This is a genomic window from Algoriphagus sp. (genome assembly GCF_024642405.1).
GTDB lineage: Bacteria > Bacteroidota > Bacteroidia > Cytophagales > Cyclobacteriaceae > Algoriphagus.
Map to the genome: position 1 here is coordinate 1 of NZ_JAHEBC010000043.1, position 20,698 is coordinate 20,698.

Genomic DNA, 20,698 nt, shown 5'->3' on the forward strand with positions numbered 1-20,698 from the left:
CTATCGCGGACCGTTATTCTCCACATAAAGCTTCATAGAAATATGAGGCTTTTTTGGTTTTACAGCTTTTGATTTTTTTGCATAAAGTGAACCTGCGTCCATTCTCATTACCCTTACCCTCTATTTATTTTCAAGAACCCTGTAGCATTAGAAGACAAGAATTCGTATTAACTTCAAAATAAAATCCTCTAAATTGAAACGATACCCAATGTTTTTGCTTTTGATGGTTCTAGGTTTGATTTCTTGCGAAAGCGAGAATCCATGCGAATCATATCAGCTAGGTAAATCATTTGAAATCCAAGTAGGAGAAACAATCGCCTTTTGCACTGAACCTATTACACTCTCCTTTTCAAAAGTCACAGAAGACTCACGATGCCCCGAAAATGTAGTTTGCATTTGGCAGGGACTCGCTGAAGTTGAAGTATTTATTTCGGTCAATGCAACCGAAGAGACTTTCCTTCTTAGTACTTATCCAACTTTTAGAAATATTCCCTCCGAGGTGACTTTTGGAAATTACAAAATCAGTTTAAAAGAGGTTATTCCATACCCTAATACCACTAAATCTTACACAGAAAAAGATTACAGTATCCAATTGCTAGTTGAAAAGACTGAAGAGTAATTGTATCTTGCTTGAAATCTTTTCTCATGATCAAAAGAAATTTACTTCTTTTTTTTAGTACTTCCTTTGCAGTCCTCATGCTAAATTCATGTTCATGCAACCCAGAAAACATTGCAAAATTCGCATTAAAAGGGATGGAAAGTATGATGGGTGAAGGCTTTTTACCTTCGGAAGAAATAAGAGCATTAGGAGATTTTCAAGGCATGAGTGTGGCACTCAATAGTTCTACTGTTGATGACCACACAGAGTCCACCATATTCCTTAAGCTTGAAAATGGGGATCCTGTCAAACTTGGGAACCAACCTGAAATCCTTGCTCGAAAATGTGCTGAAATCTATTTAAGAGATTTCGAAAATTCGGAAAATTATCGACAGATCACAGTTCAATTTATCCAAACCGACCCAAGCAATCCTGAGAATATTGCTATGCAAGAGTATACTTTTGATACCAAAGACTTTTAACTTAATCACAAGACTATGGAAATGCCACCTGAATTCAAAAAGCCTAAAATGACTCTTGGCGATTGGATTATTTCAGTAATAATCAAGAGACTCCCTTTAATCGGTTTTATCATGCTGATAGTTTGGGCGGTCGACACTAATACAGACCCGGATAAATCAAATTGGGCAAAAGCTGAGCTAATAGTGAATCTTATTATTTTCGCTATAGTGATGATTTTTATTGCAATCATTGGTTTTAGTTTTTTTACCAATTTTGCAGATGGCGTCGACTGGTCCGAATTCGATTAATGGAAATAAAAGCCTTTTGTTCCGATGTTGATGGCACTTTACTCAACTCCGACAGGGATCTTTCTCCAAGATTAAAAGCTATTATTCACAAATTAAAAGCTGATTTCCCTGTCATTCTAGCGAGTTCCAGAATGCCGAACGCCATGAGACATTTAGTCAAAGACCTTGGCAAAGTAGATCAGCCTCTTGTGAGTTACAATGGAGGATATGTGCTCAGTGCAGCTGGAGAAATCCTAGATTCGGTAACCATTCCTTTAAAATTGGTTCAGAAAATCGTTGAACTCACTAAAAAATCCGAAATCCACGTCAGTCTCTATCAGGGAGAAAATTGGTACGAGGAAAAAGATGATTACTGGTCCCAAAGAGAAATCAGGAACACCAAAACCACTTGTACCTGGCTTCCTTTTTCCGAAGTGATAAAGCTTTGGACTCAGGATAATTCCGGTGCTCATAAAGTGATGTGTATGGGTGATTCACAAGAAATTTCCTGGCTTTTTGGAGAACTCCATTTTGAGTATTCTAAAGACCTTCACTTATATCGATCCAGTGATACATACCTTGAAATCGCTCCTAAAGCCATTTCAAAGGCTACTGGACTCAAAAAAATATTGGACCATTCTTTTGATTTTGGAATGGAATCAGTCATTGCTTTTGGAGACAATTATAATGACATTGACTTACTTCAATCGGTCGGATATGGGGTCGCAGTAGCAAATGCCAGACCTGAAGTGAAGGCTGTGGCCAAAGAGATAACTCTTCATAATAAAGAAGATGGAGTTGCCGCCACCTTGGAGAAGCTATTTTTATAGAATCCCAGACCCGTCTTCTACTTCCTCAACTGCCTTTGTAAGAAAGTCCTGAAATGGTCGCATAGTATTGAAACATTCCAAAGCCAAAGTAATAAACTGCCCATTGTTGATGGACTGATCTTTTAGAGGAATAGTTACCGTAAAGCTTTTTAGTTTTAAATATTCGATAAATTCATGGTCGATATCGTAATCCCGGGGGCTGGTTTTTAATTTCTCACCCTGAATCTCACCAAATGTCTTTTTGAATTTCGGATCATTTTCTATCTTCTTCAATTCAGAACCCGAATAATCAATCTCTTTTCTGATCTTTTTTAAAGTCTCTCCCATTGGCATCCAAATTCCTCCTCCTATAAATGATTGTCCGGGCTGAACGTGTAAATAATATCCTGGCCCTTCTGATTTTTTACCTTTTGGAGAGAAATAAGCTGCAAAATTAGTTTTATACGGATTTTTATTCTCTGAAAAGCGAACGTCCCTATTCTGGCGAAACACACAATCTTTGGGTTTAAATGCTTCAAAAACAGGCTCTCTCTCAGCCAATCCTTTCAAAACAACCGAGACATCTTCTAGAAATTCTGCTTTACATTCCAAATACCATTTCTTGTTTGCATCCATCCATTCTTTGGAATTATTTTCGGCGAGCTGGGATAAAAAGTCTAAATATGGACGCATTTTTTCTTTGGTTAATGTTGAACTTTCTAACTACAAAATCTGCGATATGGTTTATATAAAATCCACCAATCCTTCGAGCTTCATTCCTCTGCTTCCTTTGATCAAGATCAGATAATCTTCCAAATGACTGTCCTGAAGCCAGTTTCTAAACGAAAAAGGATCTGGGAAATAAAGTGCTTTAGGAGCTTTAGTCAGTGCGGATGCAATTAATTTCCCCGTAAAACACACCTTATCGATTTGATACTCACTTACTATTTCACCTAGTTTGGCATGTTCTGCATCAGCATGATCTCCCAACTCAAACATATCTCCCAAGATAATCATCTTATGCTTTTTGCCGGTCATCTCTCCAAATGTCCGGATTGCCACTTCCATACTTGATGGATTGGCGTTATAAGCATCCAAAATGATCAAATTGCTTCTTTTTTCGATTAGCTGAGAGCGCATATTAGAAGGTTTGTAAGAAACAATTGCTTTAACCGCCTCTTCCATAGGAACCCCAAAAAACTTACCCAATGTAAGTGCTGTGGCAATATTCCCAAAATTATAAGCTCCTATCAATGCACTTAAAAACACTCGATTATCGCCCTCTACAGAAAACTTCACAAATGGATTAGACTCAATGAAATTCACCTCACAAAAATCTCCTTTTGCCGGATACATCACTGGATTTTCGAATCGCTTTGCCATGTTCGACAAAATGGGATCCTGAGAATTAATAAAAACCTTTCCTTTATTTGCTCTTAGAAATTGGAACAATTCTGTTTTTGTTTTTAAAACACCTTCCGGTCCTCCCATACCTTCCAAATGAGCTTTTCCAATATTGGTAATGAAACCGTGAGTCGGCTCGGCTATTAGGCATAACTCTTCAATATCTCCTTGTTTATTGGCTCCCATTTCTATGATGGCCATTTCAGCATTTTCTGGAATAGATAATAAAGTCAAGGGTACTCCAATGTGATTATTCAAGTTTCCAACTGTCGCTACGGTTTTAAACTTGGTCTGCAAAACTGCCAATAATAATTCCTTGGAAGTCGTTTTTCCATTGGATCCTGTTAATCCGATCACTGGAATTGTTAACTGCTTCCGATGATGATTTGCAAGGTCCTGAAGCATCTTCAAAGAATCCTTCGCCAAAAAATAGCGTTCATCATCTTCAATAAATAAAGCCGGATCATCAATTACCACCAATGAAGCCCCCATTTCCAAAGCTTTTGGCGCAAATTCATTCGCATTGAAATTCGGACCTTTTAAAGCGAAAAAAATATTCCCAGGCTCTATTTTCCTGGTATCAGTACTGATTCCTGTGCTTTTCTTGAAAAGTTGATAAAGTATAGAAAGATTCATTTTACGGGAATTTTATTCCCAAAATAAACGAATCATTCACATCTTTGAGGAGATACATCCGTATTAATTTTAGATTTCTGTCATTACCAATGCGAAAAACACTATTTCTCTTATTTCTACTTTTTTCTTTTCGCCTCTCTGCACAAGAAATCTATTCACTTGATCATTCCATATCAATTATTCAAGAGGGAAAAACTCTAAGTTCACCTTTTTCTGGAGGTATCAATTCAGCCCAAATTCAAACCATCGATTTGGATGGAGATCAAATAGAAGAATGGGTGATTTGGGATATCAACTCCAGGCAGCTTCAGGTATATAAAAAGCAAGGGGAAATTTTTATCCATTTACCAGAATTGACCTACTTTTTCCCAGAAGATATTGCAGGTTTTTTAGTTTTGGCTGATTTTGATCAAGATGGCAAAAAAGACCTTTTCACCTCCACACCACTAGGTATTAAGGCCTATAAAAACACAAGTCAAGGCGGAAATATTTCCTGGGAGGTAGCTCAAAACTTCTTAAAAATTGACGGGTCTGGAAATATCCAGGCAAATAATCTGGATACCCCACTGATTCAGGATTTAGATGATGACGGGGATCTCGATTTGGTTATTTTCAATTTCGCTTCAGGAGATTATTTAGAGTTTTATGAAAATACTAGCGTAGACCGAAAAGGAAATTCTGATGTGGATGGCTTTGCTTTCCCGGAGACTTTCTGGGGTAATATCGTGTTTTGTGGTTGTGGAGATATTTCCTTTGGTGAAACTTGTTCCGGAATTGATCTTCGGATTTTAGACATGGAAAGCAATCGGATTCAGCACGCTGGAGGACATTCTATTTTGTATAGAGATTTTGACGGAGACGGAATTTCTGATCTTGTTTTGGGTAGGGATGAATGCGATATCCTCTATTACTTACCAAATTTCGGATCTGAGAAAGAAGCAGATTTTCAGAGCTTTTCTAATGACCTTCCCCAATATGGAAACTTACCTCAATTCCCGATCTTTCACTCAGCTCAGGAAATCGAGGAGGAATTAATTATTAGTCTCAACACCAATGAAACTGCACCTATTTTTGGAATTGACTTTGAAAAATCAATTGTGAAAATTGATCGAAATGCTGAAATAGATTTTAATTTTCTTCAGGATCAAATGGTCGATCTTGGAGAAAACAGCAGACCTTTTTATAGTGGAAACAAAAGTGCTGGGTCAATTTTTGCCACCTCCAATCAAAAAGTAAATGATCGGGTTTTAAGCAAACAATCCATTTTTGAATTAAACAATGGAACATTTCAAAAAATTGACGTTATCAATCCCCTAATGGATGATCTTAATTTGATCGATGTTCAAAATATTTTATTCAATGATCAGCAAGGAACTCACCATAATTTCATGAGTGGTATTTCAATTGAAAATGGAATTCCCACCCAATTGATTTTTGAATTGAATGATTCCCAGACTGAATATTTGCCAGTCTCAATTGATGGATATCAACCGAATCGAGGTGATTTTCTTCAATTCTTTGCTTATCAATCTAAGGATTATTTACTAGTGGCATCCCAAAACGGTAGTTTGGATTTATATCAGTTTGATTTTGGAAACTTATCCGCATCCTTGTTTGAAGAGGATTTCTTAGGCTTTTCGGATAATCCTGCCAACCGGAACTTATCGATTGCTGTTCAGTCCAAACCTAATCCAGACCTTTTTGCAATAGATCAAAACGGGGAATTGATAAAAATATCTGATTTCATGAATTCGTCTGTGAGATCAAATATTTTAATTGAAATCGAGAATCAAAATTTCCCCACCAGATTAGGCAGAAATACTTGGATAGCAATCATAAATCCACTTTTTGAAGAGGCACCGGATTTGATTTTGGGAACAAGAGCTGGAGGATTAATCTATCTGAAATCAGAAAATAATGTTCCTCCCGGTGAAACCGAATTCAGACTCAAGATCTATCCCAACCCAAGCGAAGGTCCGATCAAAATCATTTCCAATTTGCCAGCGAAGGCGAGACTCATCAACTCTCTGGGGCAGATCATGCTGGAAAATATTGAAATCCCAGTTAATCAGGAACTGGAAATACAGGCAGGCTTTTTACCTCCGGCTTTATACATTATTCAACTTGAAGTAAATGGCAGTTTCACAACTTCCAGGAAAATCTGGATTAAGTAAAACTCATCTTCTTTGACAAATGGTTTTTATGGCTTAGATTCATCGAAGCATATAAAACCAACCATGAAGCAATTTTACTCGATTCTTTTTTCAGCTCTCCTTCTATTTAGCTGCTCTACTAATGTTGTAGAACCAGCAGACCTAGTTTTCACCAATGGAATCGTTTATACAGTGGATGACTCCAATCCAAAGGCTGAAGCTGTGGCTGTAAAAGACGGGCTGATTCTAGCTGTCGGAAGTTCGGAAGAAATCGGCCAATACATTTCAGATGAAACACAAGTCGTGGATTTATTGGGAATGACTATGACACCAGGCCTTATTGAATCCCACGCTCATCTAATGGGAATAGGGTATAATAAGTTAGAGCTGGACCTGATGTACGTCAAAACCTATGATGAGCTGGTGGAGAAAGTTGCTGAAGCAGTCGAAAAAGCAAATCCTGGTGACTGGATCACAGGTCGGGGATGGCATCAGGACAAATGGATTGAAAAGCCAAAAACCATCGTGAAAGGTTTTCAAACCAACGATCAATTAAATGAAGTTTCCCCTAACAATCCTGTTTTCTTAAGACATGCCAGTGGTCATGCAAGCTTTGCAAATGATAAAGCTTTAGATATGGCAGGCATTACAAATCTGACTGGAGAGCGACCCGGAGAGGTAGAAGGAGGGGAAATCATATTAGACGATTTAGGAAACCCTACAGGAGTGCTGACCGAAAGAGCCTCGGGTTTAGTTGGAAGGTTAGTTCCTCAAGAAACCCCAGAAAGAGCCGAAGAAGCTTTGACTTTGGCATTAAAGGAATTGGCAGAAAAAGGCATTACAAGTTTCCACGATGCGGGAAGTGGACAAGAGACGATTGATTTGATTCAAAAATTCAAAGAAGAAGGAAAGCTTACCTCAAGGCATTATGTGATGCTCACAGGGAGATCTCCTGAGCTTTTGGAAGAATGGTATATAAAAGGCCCCATGATCGATACTGCGGATCATATGCTTACTGTGAGATCCATTAAACTAAATTGCGATGGAGCTCTAGGACCTCGAGGGGCTTGGTTGCTAGAAGATTATACGGATCGACCTGGACATCGAGGTCATGAAACACTTCCCATGGAAGTAGTCACCGAGGTTTCAGAAAAAGCAATTCCATTAGGTTTTCAAGTATGCTCTCATGCCATTGGCGATAGAGCAAATCAGGAAGTTTTGGATCGTTATGAAGCAGCTTTTGCAAAATATCCAGATGCTAAAAACTTGAGATTTCGCATTGAGCATGCACAACATATACACCCAGATGACATTCCACGCTTTGGGGAATTGGGAGTGATTGCTGCGATGCAAGCCATTCATTTGAGTTCGGATCGCCCTTGGGCTATCGATAGATTAGGTGAAGAAAGAATTGTTGATGGAGCCTATGTATGGCAGAAACTGATGAAAAGTGGTGCAGTAGTAGCGAATGGAACAGATGCTCCTGTTGAACCCGTGGATCCGATCCCTTCGTTTTTTGCTTCCGTAAGTAGACAGACTTTGGAGGGCACCCCTGAAGGTGGCTATGAAGCAAGTCAAAAAATGACTCGTCAAGAGGCATTGAAATCTTATACTTTAGATGGGGCTTACGCGGAGTTTGAAGAGAATTACAAAGGTTCAATAGAAGTGGGAAAAGCTGCTGACTTTACTGTTTTTGACAAAGACATCATGGAAATTCCCGATGCGGACATTTTGAAAAGCAAAGTGATGATGACAATTGTGGGAGGGAAAATAGTTTACAGTGTTCAGTAAGCAGTGTTTCAGTGGGCAGTCAATTTTGAGTTAATACTTTGGAATTCCCACATAATACAAATCAAAACCACCCAGGCCATCAGGACGATTGGAAGAGAAAATCATCACCGAATTCTTGAAATATGGTGCAGGGTCGATGATTGGCCTAAACTCATCAAACTCCGTATTGATATCCGGACCAAAATTTTGAGGTTCAGACCATTTTCCACTTTTAAAATCAGAATAGTATAAATCATAGCCTCCATACCCCCCAGGTCTATCCGAGGCAAAAACCATTCGGGACTTACTTACAAATGGAGCATGATCATTTCCAGATGAGTTGAAAGGAAGTTTTATTCCTGATTTTAATTCTCCATTTCTCAAAAAATCCATTATCTCCACACCATCTGGAATCTCAATTTCATAAATATCATATTTGCCATCCTGATCCGAAGAAAGGATAAGCTTTTCAGCTTTATTTCTAGAGCCAAGATTATTTACCTTTTCAAAATTTTCTCCATAAAAGCTGGGATACAGTTCATTCCCTCTTTCAGAAAGAATTCTGAAGGATTCCTCACCCTCAAAGATTTCCTGAGTTGTACTGACATTGTAAGGAATCTGAAAAGCTTTTGCATGAATCGTAAAGTAGCCTTGATCATCCCTACTAAAAAGCAGAAAACTTCCCTTTTCAGGCTCTCCAAACGTATAGGGTCCCCTTTCATTAAAAATTGAAATTGTGGATTCAGCCAAGCTTTTTGCTTGACTTCCGCCATTAATCGCAGATTCAGTAAATATTCCCTCTTCCTGATCCCAGGAAAAAACCACTTTATTTCCCACCAAATCATAATGAGTTGCTCCTTTGCTATTCCTATCTGAAGAAAAGAGAATATCCATTTCGTGAAAAAGGATTCGGATATCCATATTGTAATCATTGTAAGAAGTATTTAATGATTCGAAATTGGTGACATCACTGGGAAAATAACCTTCTGAGTATTTTGGATTCAACCACCAACAAGAAGAAGTGAGGAAAATGAGAATAAAACTCAATAAAAATGAGGTTCTTTTCATAGCCTTTGATTTAGCACAAGAAATATAACTAAAAGTTTTTTTTGTAAATGATTTTTGAAATTCTTTAAAGATTTAACATTCCATAAATCTGGCCTCGCCCCTAAACAGCCATACTCGATATTTTTTCCTATTTTCCCATTCTAAAAAAAGAATAAAAATAATGCATAAACATCTACTCACTCTTTGGGCACTTTGCTTTCTTTCAAGCTTTGTAATTGCCCAAGAACTAAAACCCATTACTTGGCAGGACATACCTACTTGGAAATATCTAAACCGTGGAGGATTTGATATCTCCCCAGATGGCCAATGGATAGCTTATACCATTGTTCAAATGGAAGGCGATGGAAAACTCTACGTCGAAAAAGCTGGAGATCCCGAAAGCAAAAAATCCTATGATATCGGAGGGGTGACTGGACAACAAGTAGTATTTAGCAAAGACTCTAAATGGATTGCTTTTAAAGAGGATCCAAAATTTGCCGAAAAGGAGAACAACAAAAAATCTAAAGGAAAACCGCTCTCTGATAAGTTACATCTGATCAAGCTCGGTACAGAGGATAAAAAAACCTGGGAAAAGGTGAGTACTTTTTCCTTCAACAATGAAGGTTCCTCCGTCTTAGCTATCAATCTTCCCAAAGAGGGGAATGGAGATGCCAAAGGTTCAGATTTATTGATTTACAACCTGAATTCTAAAAAGGCTCTGACCCTAGGAAATGTATTGGAATTTTCCTTTAACAAACCAGGAACTTATCTAGCCTATACTGTCGATGCGGCCAACAAATCAGGAAATGGTATTTACCTGATGAACCTTACCAATAACAGCACTCAGATTTTGGACAATGATGAAGCGAGTTATAAATCGCTCAACTGGACAGAAAAAGGAGATGCTTTTGCAGCTTTGAAATTAGTCGAAGACAAGAAATACAAACAAGATCATGGCAAAGTGATCGGGGTAAAAAACCTTTCCACTCCTCAAGTGACTGTCTATGATCCTAAGAAAGATTCTACAGGTTTTGATCAAGATTATACCATCAGTCCCAATAGAAGACCTATGTGGTCCGAAGACTTGACCAGACTATTCTATGGAATTCACCCATTGGTTTTGGCAAAAAAAGAAGAGCCTAAAAAAGAACTGGATAAAGACTCAGTAGCAATGGCAGAGTCAGCTGCAATGAAAAAAATCATGGCTGACACTTCCATTCATTCCATCAAAGATTTACAAAAAGCAATTGCAAAACTGGATACTACCAAAACTGAACCCAAGAAAAACGACGCAGACAAACCAGATATGACCATTTGGCACTGGAATGATAGCCGTCTTCAGTCAAGACAGCAAGTCCTTGAAAACATGGACAAGAATTATAGTTTCTATGCAATGTATGATGTGGCTTCTGGAAAGCACATTCAGCTTCAGGATAGCAGCTTGAGAGACTTGAGCATTTTACCAAAAGAAAAATATGCCCTAGGGTCTGACCTTCAAAAATATGAATTGGATATAAATTTAGATGGTCAGAATTATCGGGATTTTTATTTGGTTGATTTGAAGACCGGTGAAAAATCAACTCTCTTCACTAATTTTTATCTTCCTAATTTCTCTTCCTACCCAAGACCTTCTACGGATGGAACCAAATTGATTTATGGTTATGATGGAAATTACTATATCTATGACATTGCAAATGGAGAAGAATACAATCTGACCGCGAGTTTACCGGTAAGTTTTGTGGACGAAGAGGATGATCACAATGTAAAAAAACCATTGCATAGCTCCTTAGGCTGGTCTTCTGATGACAATTATGTCTTAATCAGTGATGGATGGGACATTTGGCAGATCCCAGTAAAAGAAGGCAAAGAAAAAGGTATCAATTTGACCCAAGATGGTCGAACAGAAAATATCAGATATCAATATCGCTTCCGATTGGATCCAGATGAAAAAGGACTTGACTTGAGCCAACCTCAATACATCCGTATGTATGGAGAATGGACCAAGAAAAGTGGAATCGCTAAAATAAATCCAGCGAAAAAGGGTGGACTTGTAGCAGGAACAGAGAAATTGATTTGGGAAGATGCTAACATTGCTGGCCTACAAAAGGCTGATAAAGCACCTTTTTATGTGTATACCAAAGAGAAATTCAACGAACCTACTCAATATTACCTGAGTGATGCCAGCTTATCTGATGGAAAGCAAGTAACCGAAAATGCACCAGATGCTTCTAAGTATTCATGGTCTGCCGGAACTAGACTGGTTGATTACGTTTCTGACAAAGGAGTGAAACTTCAAGGCACCTTATTCCTGCCTGCTGGGTATGAAGAAGGAAAGAAATATCCAACCATGATTTATTATTATGAAAAGCTTTCGCAGACCAGACACAATTGGTCCGAGCCCGCTTTTGGAGGAACAGGTTGGAATCCGAATCTATACACCAGTAATGGTTTTGCTGTATTTATTCCAGATATCGTTTACACCATGGATGATCCTGGAATGTCAGCAGTATGGTGCGTGATCCCAGGGGTAAAAGCAGCAATAGAAACAGGTGTCATTGACGAAAATAATATCGGGATTCATGGTCATTCTTGGGGAGGTTATCAGACAGCATTCTTGATTACGCAGACAAATATGTTTAAGGCTGCCGCAGCAGGAGCGCCTTTGACCAATATGATTTCCATGTATGATTTGATCTATTGGAATTCAGGCGGTGGAAATATGTCCATTTTCGAAGCTTCACAGGGTAGATTTACTGGCGGGCCTTGGGAAAACTGGGAATCTTACGAGAGAAATAGCCCGGTTTACCATGTTAAAAATGTAACTACCCCCCTTCTGATGCTTCACAATGACAAAGATGGTGCAGTAGATTTCACTCAGGGTATCGAATATTATTCTGCTTTGAGAAGATTAAAAAAGCCAGTTGTTTTAGTTCAATACAAAGGTGAAAATCATGGATTGGGTAAACCGGAAAACCGGAAGGATTATTCCGTGAGAATGATGGAATTCTTTAACCATCATTTGAAAGGTGAAGAAGCTCCAGTATGGTTATCCAAAGGCATTGATAAACTGGATTTGGATGAGCATCTCGAAAAGAGAGCATTTTAATTTCATATAAGATTATCAAGTTTCCTATTTGTCAGGCTGAGCGGAGTCGAAGTTAATTTGTGACCTAAACGTCACATTTCGACTCCGCTCAATGTGACAAAGTACTCGTTCAAAACTCAAGCATATTAGACTTCATGAATTCTCCCAAGCCCGAACTAATTAATGAGCATAAATCCCTTTACGCTCAATTGAATTCTATTTGCTATTCAGAGTCTGACCCAAATTATCACGAGCATTTTGAAAAGTATATATATGATCAATCCTTCGATCAGGTATGGGAAACTTATGTTTCTATTGATCCTGCCAAAGCATGGGCTGGAAGAATGATTCATTTCAATCAACTTTATTCAAGAGAAACTGGAGAGGAAATTTTCCCTGGCCAAGAATATCTGGGAGGAATGGGAGTTGGACAGGTCATCATTCTTAATTTGCATATTTTCAATGGAGCAATTAAGCTTACTGTTGGGCATGAAGTAATGGAAGTAGACAAATCAAAAAAGCTGATCCGAATCTGTTATCTGGAAAACTCTAAATCTGAGGGCTCACAATTCATCCGGTTCAAAACTTTGCCCAATGGAAAAACTGAAGTGTCTCACAAGACTTTTTATCGAAGTGGCTCTTGGTTTCGGGATAAGATCATCTACCCCTACTTCCACACCAAAGCCATCAATGAATTTCATGGCAACGTGAGAAATGCAATAGTTGAAATAGAATGAAATAATTTCGTTCTTTAAATAGAAACATACCCAAATGAAAAGAACATGAAATTTTCCCACAAAACATATTCCCTTCTAAATTTAATCGTGATTTCATTAGTGGTCTTTTGGAATTATTGGGTAGGTTCAAAAGGATTAAATGGGAACACGGTTAGCTCTTTAAGCTCTCAATACGAAAACCTATTTACTCCCGCAGGATATGCTTTTTCTATCTGGGGAATAATTTTCTTATCACTTTTAGCGCAGGCTGTTTTCTTTATTTCAAGGGCATTTAGCAAATCAAAAAATTCAGATTTTATCTCTCAGGTTGGGCCCTATTTAATCATGACCAACATTGGAAATGCCCTTTGGCTATACTTTTGGCTGATGGAACAAACAGGGCTAAGTGTGGTCGTGATGCTTGGTATTTTGACTTCGTTGGTTATTATTATTTTGAACACCAATATGGAGAAATGGGATGCTCCTAGATCTATCATTATCTGGCTTTGGTGGCCAATTTGTCTGTACAGTGGGTGGATTGCAGTAGCCACTATTGCTAACATTTCAGCTTATTTGGCTAAAATCAGTTGGACAGGTCCATTTTCTGAAATTACTTGGACGATCATCATGATCATAATCGCAACAAGTGTTAATCTCTTTATGATTTTTACTAGAAATATGAGAGAGTTCGCAATGGTCGGAGCTTGGGCAATTTTCGCAATTGCCGTTAGACATTGGAATTCCATAGAACTGCTAAAGACAACAGCATTAATATGTGCCTCAATTTTAATTTTAGCGTCTGCCTACCATGGGTTTATTAATAGAAAACAATCTCCATTCCTTAAAAGAAAGGGGTTAAAAGAAGTTTAATCATCACTGACATTAAGATAGGAATAACCCATTTGATCCAACGTAACAAAAGTAGTCTTAGCAGAAATCGCCATTTTTACCATCGGAGTAATTTTTTCCCCTCCTACATTTAAAAACCCCATACTCTGGCCACATACGTAAAATTTCACCCCAACTTCTTCTAGTGCTTTAATCGCTGCTAGGTTTGGATTGGATATTCCATATTTAGCTTCGTATTCTTTCTCATTTAAGATTGCTTGGACTAAACCTCCATGGATCACAGCAGCAAGTTGGATCTCTTCCGCAGGTACTCCATTGGCAATATTTAAATTATATGTTCGGGCAACTTCTAAAATTGCAGAATGCACAGTAGAGGAATCTTTAACAGTTCCATATAAGTCCAAAGCTATTTTATAATCCAATTCAGGATTATAAGTCATGGCAGGATCAGAAACCGGCATTACTCCTATCCAGGTAGAAAAATTTAATGCTGGATAGGTAATATGGTCTTTGATATGGGGAGGAATGTCTTCTTGACCGAAACAGGTAAAACTTAGTGCGAAAAAAATCACAGTAAAGGGGAGGATAAACTTTTTCATAAATATTTGATTAAAAATGATTTAGAAAAATAAGTATAAAAATATCGAATCCAAACTATCTGAAAAATGAGGCTTGGTTTTGGTTTTAAATTGACATTTAAGACCAAAAATATATTTGTTCTTCTGCTTAAATTATTACTTTTTTTCAATCTACTTTTGTTCGGTTTTTTAATTGAAAACTTCAGCAGATTGCTTATGATTATTCAAGTTCTAGTGTTGGTTTTTGGATTGGTTCTTCTGGTAAAAGGAGCGGATTGGTTAGTTGATGGTGCATCTGTTTTAGCAAAGAAAAATAATGTATCAGATTTGGCAATTGGTCTTACGATAGTTGCCTTTGGCACCTCTGCCCCTGAGTTAGTGGTTAACTCAATAGCCTCAGCTGGAGGGTCTCCGGATATTGTTTTTGGTAACGTGATCGGTTCTAATAACTTCAACCTATTTATAATTCTTGGCATCGCCGGGTTGATTGTTCCTTTATCGGTGCAGTCAAGCACTGTTTGGAAAGAAATCCCTTTTTCACTTTTTGCGGCGATCGTACTTTTGGTTTTGGCAAATAATTTATTCTCGGACAATGCTGCTTCTCTTTCTTGGGTGGATGGAATTATCCTTCTGGCTCTTTTTACCATTTTTCTCTACTACGTTTTTACTCAGCTGAAATCTGATCCAAGTGCTGACTCGGTTCCTCAAAAAGATTATTCTAACAAAAAAATCTGGGGGTTTATTTTATTTGGCCTTGCAGGACTTGTAATCGGAGGAAAACTCGTAGTGGATAATGCAGTAGCAATGGCCCAATCTCTAGGAGTCAGTGAAAAAATCATTGGTTTGACGATCATCGCTGCCGGAACTTCACTTCCAGAACTTGCCACCTCAGTAGTTGCTTCCTTGAGAAAAAACAACGACATCGCAATCGGAAACATCATCGGCTCTAATATTTTCAACATCTTCCTGATTTTAGGAGTAAGCTCATTGATCAGCCCACTGGAATATAAAATCGATTTCAATACAGATATCTATATTTTATTGGGCGGAACTGCTTTTCTTTTTATTGCAATGTTTACCGGGAAAAGAAAGAGTTTGGATAGATGGGAAGCTTCAATTCTTTTGTTGACCTACTTAGCCTATACTGTTTATTTAATAAGCAAGGAAATTTGATCTATCACTAACTGAAACCGGATGCTATATGCTGCAATTTTTTCCTTAGAATTGCCTATTACCAATCCGGTAATCAAATTTCTTTTGATCTTATTGATCATACTTCTAGCTCCGATTCTTTTAAACCGGATCAAAACACCGCCGCTTTTGGGATTGATCATAGCAGGTGCTATTGTGGGTCCAAATGGTTTTGGCTTAATCGACAGAGACAGCGGTATCATCCTCTCAGGAACTGCTGGATTGCTCTACATCATGTTTCTTGCAGGTTTGGAAATTGATTTGCAGGATTTCAAAAAGAATAAAAACAGAAGTCTGGTTTTCGGGATGTATACATTTCTCATCCCTATGATTTTAGGGGTGATTGCCGGGCTATTCTTGTTGAATCTATCTCTTATTTCGGCTGTACTGCTGGCGAGTATGTTTGCTTCGCACACATTGATAGCCTATCCTTTGATTTCAAAACTGGGAATTGGAAAAAACAGGGCCGTTAATATTACAGTTGGAGGTACCCTTATAACAGATACGCTGGCTTTGCTGGTATTGGCGGTCATCATAGGTTCAGTCAATGGTGAAGTAAATGTTGCTTTTTGGATTAAACTAATTTTGTCTTTAATCGCATTTGCGTTAATAATCATTTTTGTTTTCCCAAGAATTGGTCGATGGTTTTTAAAGAAATATTCAGATAATTCTTCCCAATATATCTTTGTGTTGGTTTTAGTTTTTCTTGGCGCTTCACTTGCCGAACTAGCTGGAATTGAAGCAATCATCGGTTCGTTCTTGGTAGGTCTCTCTATCAACTCATTGATTCCGCATACCTCTCCTTTGATGAATCGGATAGAATTTGTAGGAAACTCCATTTTCATCCCATTCTTCCTGATTAGTGTTGGGATGCTGGTAGATTTCAAGGTATTTATCGAAAGCTGGGAGACTCTCTGGGTTGCTTTGGTAATGACAACCGTTGCTATTTTAGCAAAATGGCTTGCAGCTTTAGCAACGCAAAAAACTTTCAACTTCTCAATAAGTGAACGGAGAATTATCTTCGGATTAAGCAATGCCCAAGCAGCGGCAACTTTAGCCGCAGTCATTATTGGTTACAATACTATTATTGGCACATCTGATTCAGGTGAACCTATCCGGCTATTATCAGAATCAATTTTGAACGGTACGATTGTCATGATTCTGATTACTTGCACAATTGCTTCATTTGAAGCTCAGGAAGGTGCAAAAAACCTACTGTTTTCTGAAGTCCAGAAAGATGAGCCCTCAGAAAAAGACATTCCCGAAAGAATTCTTATTCCAGTTAGAAATGAAGAAACTGCACTTGAATTAATAAAACTCAGTGTGCTGTTACAATCTCCAAAGAAAAAATCAACCATGTATGGCCTGAGTATCATTAATCCTAAGGAGATGGATTCTGCTGCTGAGATCAAAGCTCAAAAAATCCTGAATCGGGCAAGTATTGCAGCAGCTGCAACAGACCATTCACTGATCGAATTACTTAGATATGATTCAAATGTGGAGCATGGGATCAGTGGTATTATTCATGAAAACAAAATCACTGATCTGGTTTTGGGTTTGCATGAAAAACATGGTGTAGATGATAGCTTTTTGGGGAACATGACTGAGGGAATCTTAAGCAGATCAAATACCACCACCTTTATCTACAAATCACATCAGCCAATTGATACTCATAAAAGACATTTAGTTTTCATTCCTCCAAAAGCAGAAAATGAATTAGGCTTTCCTTTTTGGCTGGTGAAAGTATGGAATATCGCAAGAAATACAGGAGCAAGAATGATATTTTATACCGGTGAAGAAACTAAAGAATACCTTCTGGAAGTATTGAGTAAGCATCCAATTCGATTAGATTTTAGACCTTTCCCTATTTGGGAGGAGCTGGGTAATCTCAATATTTTGCTTAAACCGGATGATAATTTGATCATGATTCTGAGCCGCAAAGGCGAAGCTTCCTATCATCCTCAGTTGGAGCAGGTACCGCATCTGATCAATATTTGGTTGAAAAACCATAGTTTCATTTTAATCTATCCTAATCAACCAAAATCTAATCATTTTACTACAATGGACATGATGCATGGATCTCTGGGGGGACCAATCGAGCGATTTGATGGGATTAAAAAAATCATGGATATTCTCTTGAGGAGAAAATAAATTTTAATTAAAATCAACAAAATAGTTAGTTTCGAAAACTATGCAGAAAGCAGTTCTATTTATAGTTCTTTTCGTTTCAGTTTTTGGAATAATTCATTCAAAAAGTATTGCCCAACAATCTCTCGGTCTCGACCATCAACTGGTTTTCAAAACGTCTCCTTTGGCACTTTTTGAACCAGAAACCATCGTAATTCAGGGAGGGATTGAATATTTTTTTAGTCCAAAATTCAGTATTCAATCGGAGATAGGTGTTAACGGGGGAATCTTTGGGATTAATTCAGACAGAGGCAAAAACGAGGATTTTTCTTTATGGAGGAGTAAAAACGAACTGAAATTTTATTCTAAAAAGTACTATTGGGGCTTAGAATTATTTTTTGTGAATAAGGACTTTATTCGAACAGATGACTATTTATCTACTTCAAATAATAAAATCTGGTATAATAATGCCCACGTTGATTTTCAAGTTTTAGGTACTGGATTGAAATTTGGTAAGCAGAAATATGTATCGCAAAATTTGCTTATAGACAGCTACCTTGGGATTGGAATCCGATCTAGATATCGAGAAATAACTATTCTAGAAATCTCTCCAAATCAAGATAAAGAAGATGAATATTTTTTGGCTAATAGTCGATATCGATTCAATGGTTGGGATTACATTCCTCAATTCACCTTAGGTCTAAAAGTGGGAATACTTTCAGGTAATAGGTAAAAGTATAATCTCACCCAAAAAGTATCTATTCATCAGGTTTTTAAGGCCTTTGATCAATTATTATCTGGATTTCCAAGGTTTTCAGAATATCTTTTCATTTAGATTGCCAAAACGTAATTTGATTTGGAATCTACTCAAAATTCAAACCTAGCCTAGTCTCATGCCTTCATTCCTTAAATCAAATTTCGGGAAATTAACAATGTTCTCTCTTTTATTCATTTTGAGTAGCTCCCTTGGATTTTCCCAGCAAAATAAAGTCAAACTTACCGGTTTAATCCAGGAGAAATCTACGGGAAATCCATTAGGGTTTGCTTCAGTGGCAATTTATTCGGAGAAAGATAGTTTGGTTGCCGGAGGGATTTCGGAAGAGAATGGAAAATTCTCTGTAGATGTTCCAATGGGGGAATTTTACACCTTGGTCGAATTTATGGGGTTTGAATCCTACAAGTCCGAACTAATCATTTTTTCAAAAGACAATAATAAAGTTGACCTAGGACTCATCGAACTAGAGGCCACCGCCGGAGATTTAGATGAAGTAGTGGTCCAAGGAGAGAAAAGTATGATGGAATTATCTCTGGACAAAAGAATTTTTAATGTGGGGAAAGATCTTGCAAACGCAGGCGGAACTGCCAATGATATTTTGATGAACCTCCCTTCGGTTTCAGTTGATCCTGAAGGAAATGTCAGGCTTCGAGGTTCTTCTAACGTAAGAATTCTGATTGATGGCAAACCTTCAGGCCTTGTAAGCTTTAAGGGAGGAGCAGGATTGCGCCAGCTTCAAGCAAATATGGTGGAACGGGTTGAAGTAATTACTAATCCCTCTGCACGCTATGAGGCTGAAGGAATGGCTGGAGTAATCAACATCGTGCTGAAAAAAGATAATAATCAAGGATTCAACGGATCCTTTGAAGCCATCGTCGGCACCCCTCTCAACCTCGGTTTTTCAACAAATCTTAATTATCGAAAGAATCGCATCAATTGGTTTATTAATTATAGTTTGGCTAGGAGACATCAACCGAACGTAAAAGAATTATATCAAGAGGTTTATAATGAAGATGGATCTACCTCTATTTTAAGTCAAAACAATTCAGGAATTCTTAAAGGCTTTAATAATAATATCCGTGGAGGACTTGATTATTATTTCAATGAAAATAGTATTCTGACTGCATCTTACCTCTGGAGAAGAAGTGATGGAAGACGAATTACAGATATCCGATATGAAGACTATCTCAATGATTTTGATACCTATTTGGGTTATTCTCTAAGACAACAGGACGAAACTGAGGCAGAGCCTAATTCAGAGGTAATTGTCAGTTACAAAAAAACTTTTGAGCAAAAAGGTCATGAGTTGACAACTGCTTTTACATACCTGAACTATTGGGAGCGATCAGATCAGAAGTTTACTGAATCCGCCTATACGCCAAGTGGTCAATTGATTCCCGATTCTGACTTACTTCAAACCTCATTAAATGACGAGTACGAAAATCAATATTTACTCCAACTGGATTATGTCAAACCTTTTGGAAAAGAGGGGAAATTTGAAACCGGTCTCCGTACAAGCTTTCGGGAAATGGAGAATGACTTTATTGTCTCGGAAGAGAATGAAACTGGGGAGTTAATTCCTCTGCCAGGTTTAGATAATATTTTTCTTTACAATGAAAATATCCTGGCTGCTTATGGGATCTTGGGAAATAAAACTGGGAAATGGAGCTACCAAGGTGGCTTGAGAGCTGAACATACTGATGTGGAAACGATCTTAGTTGAAACAAATGAACGTAATCCCCGGAAATACACCAATCTATTCCCAAGTGCTCACTTGACTTACAACATTTCAACAGAAAATGCCTTTCAGTTGAGTTACAGCCGAAGAGTACGAAGACCTGTTTACAATGACTTGAGCCCTTATGTAACCTTCTCTGATCAACGTAATTTTTTCAGTGGAAACCCGGATTTGGATCCGGAATTCACGGATTCTTTCGAATTAGGACATATCAAATATTTTGAAAAAGGGACTTTTTTCTCAACTGTTTATTTTAGAAATACTACTGATAAAATTGAGCGAATCCGAACAGTTAATGATGATGGATTCTCGGTAACCGCTCCGTATAATTTAACCGGTGAGAAATCCTTTGGAGTAGAGTTCAGTTCGGATTATAAGGTGAACGATTGGTGGAAATTGGATTTGAACCTGAATTTCTTCCATGCGAATATTGACGGAAGTAATATTGAAGCTGATTTCCAGGCGAAAACCTA

General features: G+C 37.9%; 17 protein-coding genes. 13 read left to right on the forward strand and 4 right to left on the reverse strand.

The window, feature by feature from the left end:
• Window positions 1-193 precede the first annotated feature (193 nt).
• The 4 genes from Q0L68_RS05515 to Q0L68_RS05530 are packed head-to-tail and all read left to right on the forward strand — an operon-like array spanning window position 194 to window position 2,177.
• Window positions 194-619 (forward strand): hypothetical protein, encoded by a 426-nt coding sequence (locus tag Q0L68_RS05515; RefSeq protein ID WP_296700527.1) that lies wholly within the window; start codon window positions 194-196, stop codon window positions 617-619.
• Between the two features lie 26 nt (window positions 620-645).
• A complete protein-coding gene (locus Q0L68_RS05520; RefSeq protein ID WP_296700529.1) occupies window positions 646-1,080 on the forward strand; it encodes a hypothetical protein in 435 nt (144 codons plus the stop codon).
• Between the two features lie 15 nt (window positions 1,081-1,095).
• Window positions 1,096-1,368 carry a hypothetical protein gene (locus Q0L68_RS05525; RefSeq protein WP_296700531.1) on the forward strand — a complete coding sequence of 91 codons (273 nt, stop codon included), beginning with the start codon at window positions 1,096-1,098 and terminating at the stop codon, window positions 1,366-1,368.
• Window positions 1,368-2,177, forward strand: coding sequence for a Cof-type HAD-IIB family hydrolase (locus Q0L68_RS05530; RefSeq protein WP_296700534.1), 810 nt, complete (start codon window positions 1,368-1,370; stop codon window positions 2,175-2,177). Before Q0L68_RS05525 ends, Q0L68_RS05530 begins: the two co-directional genes overlap by 1 nt.
• Here the strand turns inward: Q0L68_RS05530 and Q0L68_RS05535 are convergent.
• The gene (locus tag Q0L68_RS05535) at window positions 2,172-2,849 is read right to left on the reverse strand and encodes a DUF2461 domain-containing protein (protein WP_296700536.1); all 678 of its coding nucleotides are present in this window, start codon (window positions 2,847-2,849) and stop codon (window positions 2,172-2,174) included. The genes Q0L68_RS05530 and Q0L68_RS05535 overlap by 6 nt on opposite strands.
• A 51-nt stretch (window positions 2,850-2,900) precedes the next feature.
• The gene (murF, locus tag Q0L68_RS05540) at window positions 2,901-4,196 is read right to left on the reverse strand and encodes a UDP-N-acetylmuramoyl-tripeptide--D-alanyl-D-alanine ligase (RefSeq protein ID WP_296700540.1); all 1,296 of its coding nucleotides are present in this window, start codon (window positions 4,194-4,196) and stop codon (window positions 2,901-2,903) included.
• Between the two features lie 89 nt (window positions 4,197-4,285).
• Here murF and Q0L68_RS05545 point away from each other — a divergent pair, with 89 nt between their 5' ends.
• Complete coding sequence (locus tag Q0L68_RS05545) at window positions 4,286-6,370, forward strand: T9SS type A sorting domain-containing protein (RefSeq protein WP_296700542.1); 2,085 nt, start codon at window positions 4,286-4,288, stop codon at window positions 6,368-6,370.
• Between the two features lie 63 nt (window positions 6,371-6,433).
• Window positions 6,434-8,140, forward strand: a complete 1,707-nt coding sequence (locus Q0L68_RS05550; RefSeq protein WP_296700544.1) for an amidohydrolase — start codon at window positions 6,434-6,436, stop codon at window positions 8,138-8,140.
• Between the two features lie 30 nt (window positions 8,141-8,170).
• On the opposite strand, the gene Q0L68_RS05555 is transcribed toward Q0L68_RS05550, so the two are convergent.
• The gene (locus Q0L68_RS05555) at window positions 8,171-9,187 is read right to left on the reverse strand and encodes a hypothetical protein (protein ID WP_296700546.1); all 1,017 of its coding nucleotides are present in this window, start codon (window positions 9,185-9,187) and stop codon (window positions 8,171-8,173) included.
• Between the two features lie 160 nt (window positions 9,188-9,347).
• Here Q0L68_RS05555 and Q0L68_RS05560 point away from each other — a divergent pair, with 160 nt between their 5' ends.
• The 3 genes from Q0L68_RS05560 (at window position 9,348) to Q0L68_RS05570 (ending at window position 13,837) form a co-directional block, all read left to right on the forward strand.
• On the forward strand, window positions 9,348-12,272 hold the full coding sequence (locus Q0L68_RS05560; RefSeq protein ID WP_296700549.1) for a prolyl oligopeptidase family serine peptidase: 2,925 nt from the start codon (window positions 9,348-9,350) through the stop codon (window positions 12,270-12,272).
• 134 nt (window positions 12,273-12,406) lie between these two features.
• The gene (locus tag Q0L68_RS05565; RefSeq protein WP_296700552.1) at window positions 12,407-12,988 is read left to right on the forward strand and encodes a hypothetical protein; all 582 of its coding nucleotides are present in this window, start codon (window positions 12,407-12,409) and stop codon (window positions 12,986-12,988) included.
• A gap of 45 nt (window positions 12,989-13,033) precedes the next feature.
• Entirely contained in the window at window positions 13,034-13,837 is an 804-nt protein-coding gene (locus Q0L68_RS05570; RefSeq protein WP_296700555.1) for a hypothetical protein, read from the forward strand.
• Here the strand turns inward: Q0L68_RS05570 and Q0L68_RS05575 are convergent.
• Entirely contained in the window at window positions 13,834-14,415 is a 582-nt protein-coding gene (locus tag Q0L68_RS05575; RefSeq protein WP_296700558.1) for a DsrE family protein, read from the reverse strand. The genes Q0L68_RS05570 and Q0L68_RS05575 overlap by 4 nt on opposite strands.
• Window positions 14,416-14,610: 195 nt before the next feature.
• Here Q0L68_RS05575 and Q0L68_RS05580 point away from each other — a divergent pair, with 195 nt between their 5' ends.
• The 4 genes from Q0L68_RS05580 to Q0L68_RS05595 all read left to right on the forward strand — a co-directional run.
• Entirely contained in the window at window positions 14,611-15,567 is a 957-nt protein-coding gene (locus Q0L68_RS05580) for a calcium/sodium antiporter (RefSeq protein WP_296700560.1), read from the forward strand.
• Window positions 15,568-15,588: 21 nt separating this feature from the next.
• Window positions 15,589-17,736, forward strand: coding sequence for a cation:proton antiporter (locus Q0L68_RS05585; RefSeq protein WP_296700564.1), 2,148 nt, complete (start codon window positions 15,589-15,591; stop codon window positions 17,734-17,736).
• Between the two features lie 40 nt (window positions 17,737-17,776).
• A complete protein-coding gene (locus tag Q0L68_RS05590; protein ID WP_296700567.1) occupies window positions 17,777-18,445 on the forward strand; it encodes a hypothetical protein in 669 nt (222 codons plus the stop codon).
• Between the two features lie 160 nt (window positions 18,446-18,605).
• A partial coding sequence (locus Q0L68_RS05595) for an outer membrane beta-barrel family protein (RefSeq protein WP_296700570.1) occupies window positions 18,606-20,698 on the forward strand: 2,093 nt, incomplete at its 3' end.

Bases quoted from the DNA above. Each gene is read 5' to 3' on its own strand.
- Q0L68_RS05575 (WP_296700558.1), bottom strand. From the start codon at position 14,415: ATGAAAAAGTTTATCCTCCCCTTTACTGTGATTTTTTTCGCACTAAGT.
- Q0L68_RS05585 (WP_296700564.1), top strand. From the start codon at position 15,589: ATGCTATATGCTGCAATTTTTTCCTTAGAATTGCCTATTACCAATCCG.
- Q0L68_RS05545 (WP_296700542.1), top strand. From the start codon at position 4,286: ATGCGAAAAACACTATTTCTCTTATTTCTACTTTTTTCTTTTCGCCTC.
- Q0L68_RS05535 (WP_296700536.1), bottom strand. From the start codon at position 2,849: ATGCGTCCATATTTAGACTTTTTATCCCAGCTCGCCGAAAATAATTCC.
- murF (WP_296700540.1), bottom strand. From the start codon at position 4,196: ATGAATCTTTCTATACTTTATCAACTTTTCAAGAAAAGCACAGGAATC.
- Q0L68_RS05525 (WP_296700531.1), top strand. From the start codon at position 1,096: ATGGAAATGCCACCTGAATTCAAAAAGCCTAAAATGACTCTTGGCGAT.
- Q0L68_RS05565 (WP_296700552.1), top strand. From the start codon at position 12,407: ATGAATTCTCCCAAGCCCGAACTAATTAATGAGCATAAATCCCTTTAC.
- Q0L68_RS05570 (WP_296700555.1), top strand. From the start codon at position 13,034: ATGAAATTTTCCCACAAAACATATTCCCTTCTAAATTTAATCGTGATT.
- Q0L68_RS05555 (WP_296700546.1), bottom strand. From the start codon at position 9,187: ATGAAAAGAACCTCATTTTTATTGAGTTTTATTCTCATTTTCCTCACT.
- Q0L68_RS05580 (WP_296700560.1), top strand. From the start codon at position 14,611: ATGATTATTCAAGTTCTAGTGTTGGTTTTTGGATTGGTTCTTCTGGTA.
- Q0L68_RS05550 (WP_296700544.1), top strand. From the start codon at position 6,434: ATGAAGCAATTTTACTCGATTCTTTTTTCAGCTCTCCTTCTATTTAGC.
- Q0L68_RS05560 (WP_296700549.1), top strand. From the start codon at position 9,348: ATGCATAAACATCTACTCACTCTTTGGGCACTTTGCTTTCTTTCAAGC.
- Q0L68_RS05520 (WP_296700529.1), top strand. From the start codon at position 646: ATGATCAAAAGAAATTTACTTCTTTTTTTTAGTACTTCCTTTGCAGTC.
- Q0L68_RS05590 (WP_296700567.1), top strand. From the start codon at position 17,777: ATGCAGAAAGCAGTTCTATTTATAGTTCTTTTCGTTTCAGTTTTTGGA.
- Q0L68_RS05530 (WP_296700534.1), top strand. From the start codon at position 1,368: ATGGAAATAAAAGCCTTTTGTTCCGATGTTGATGGCACTTTACTCAAC.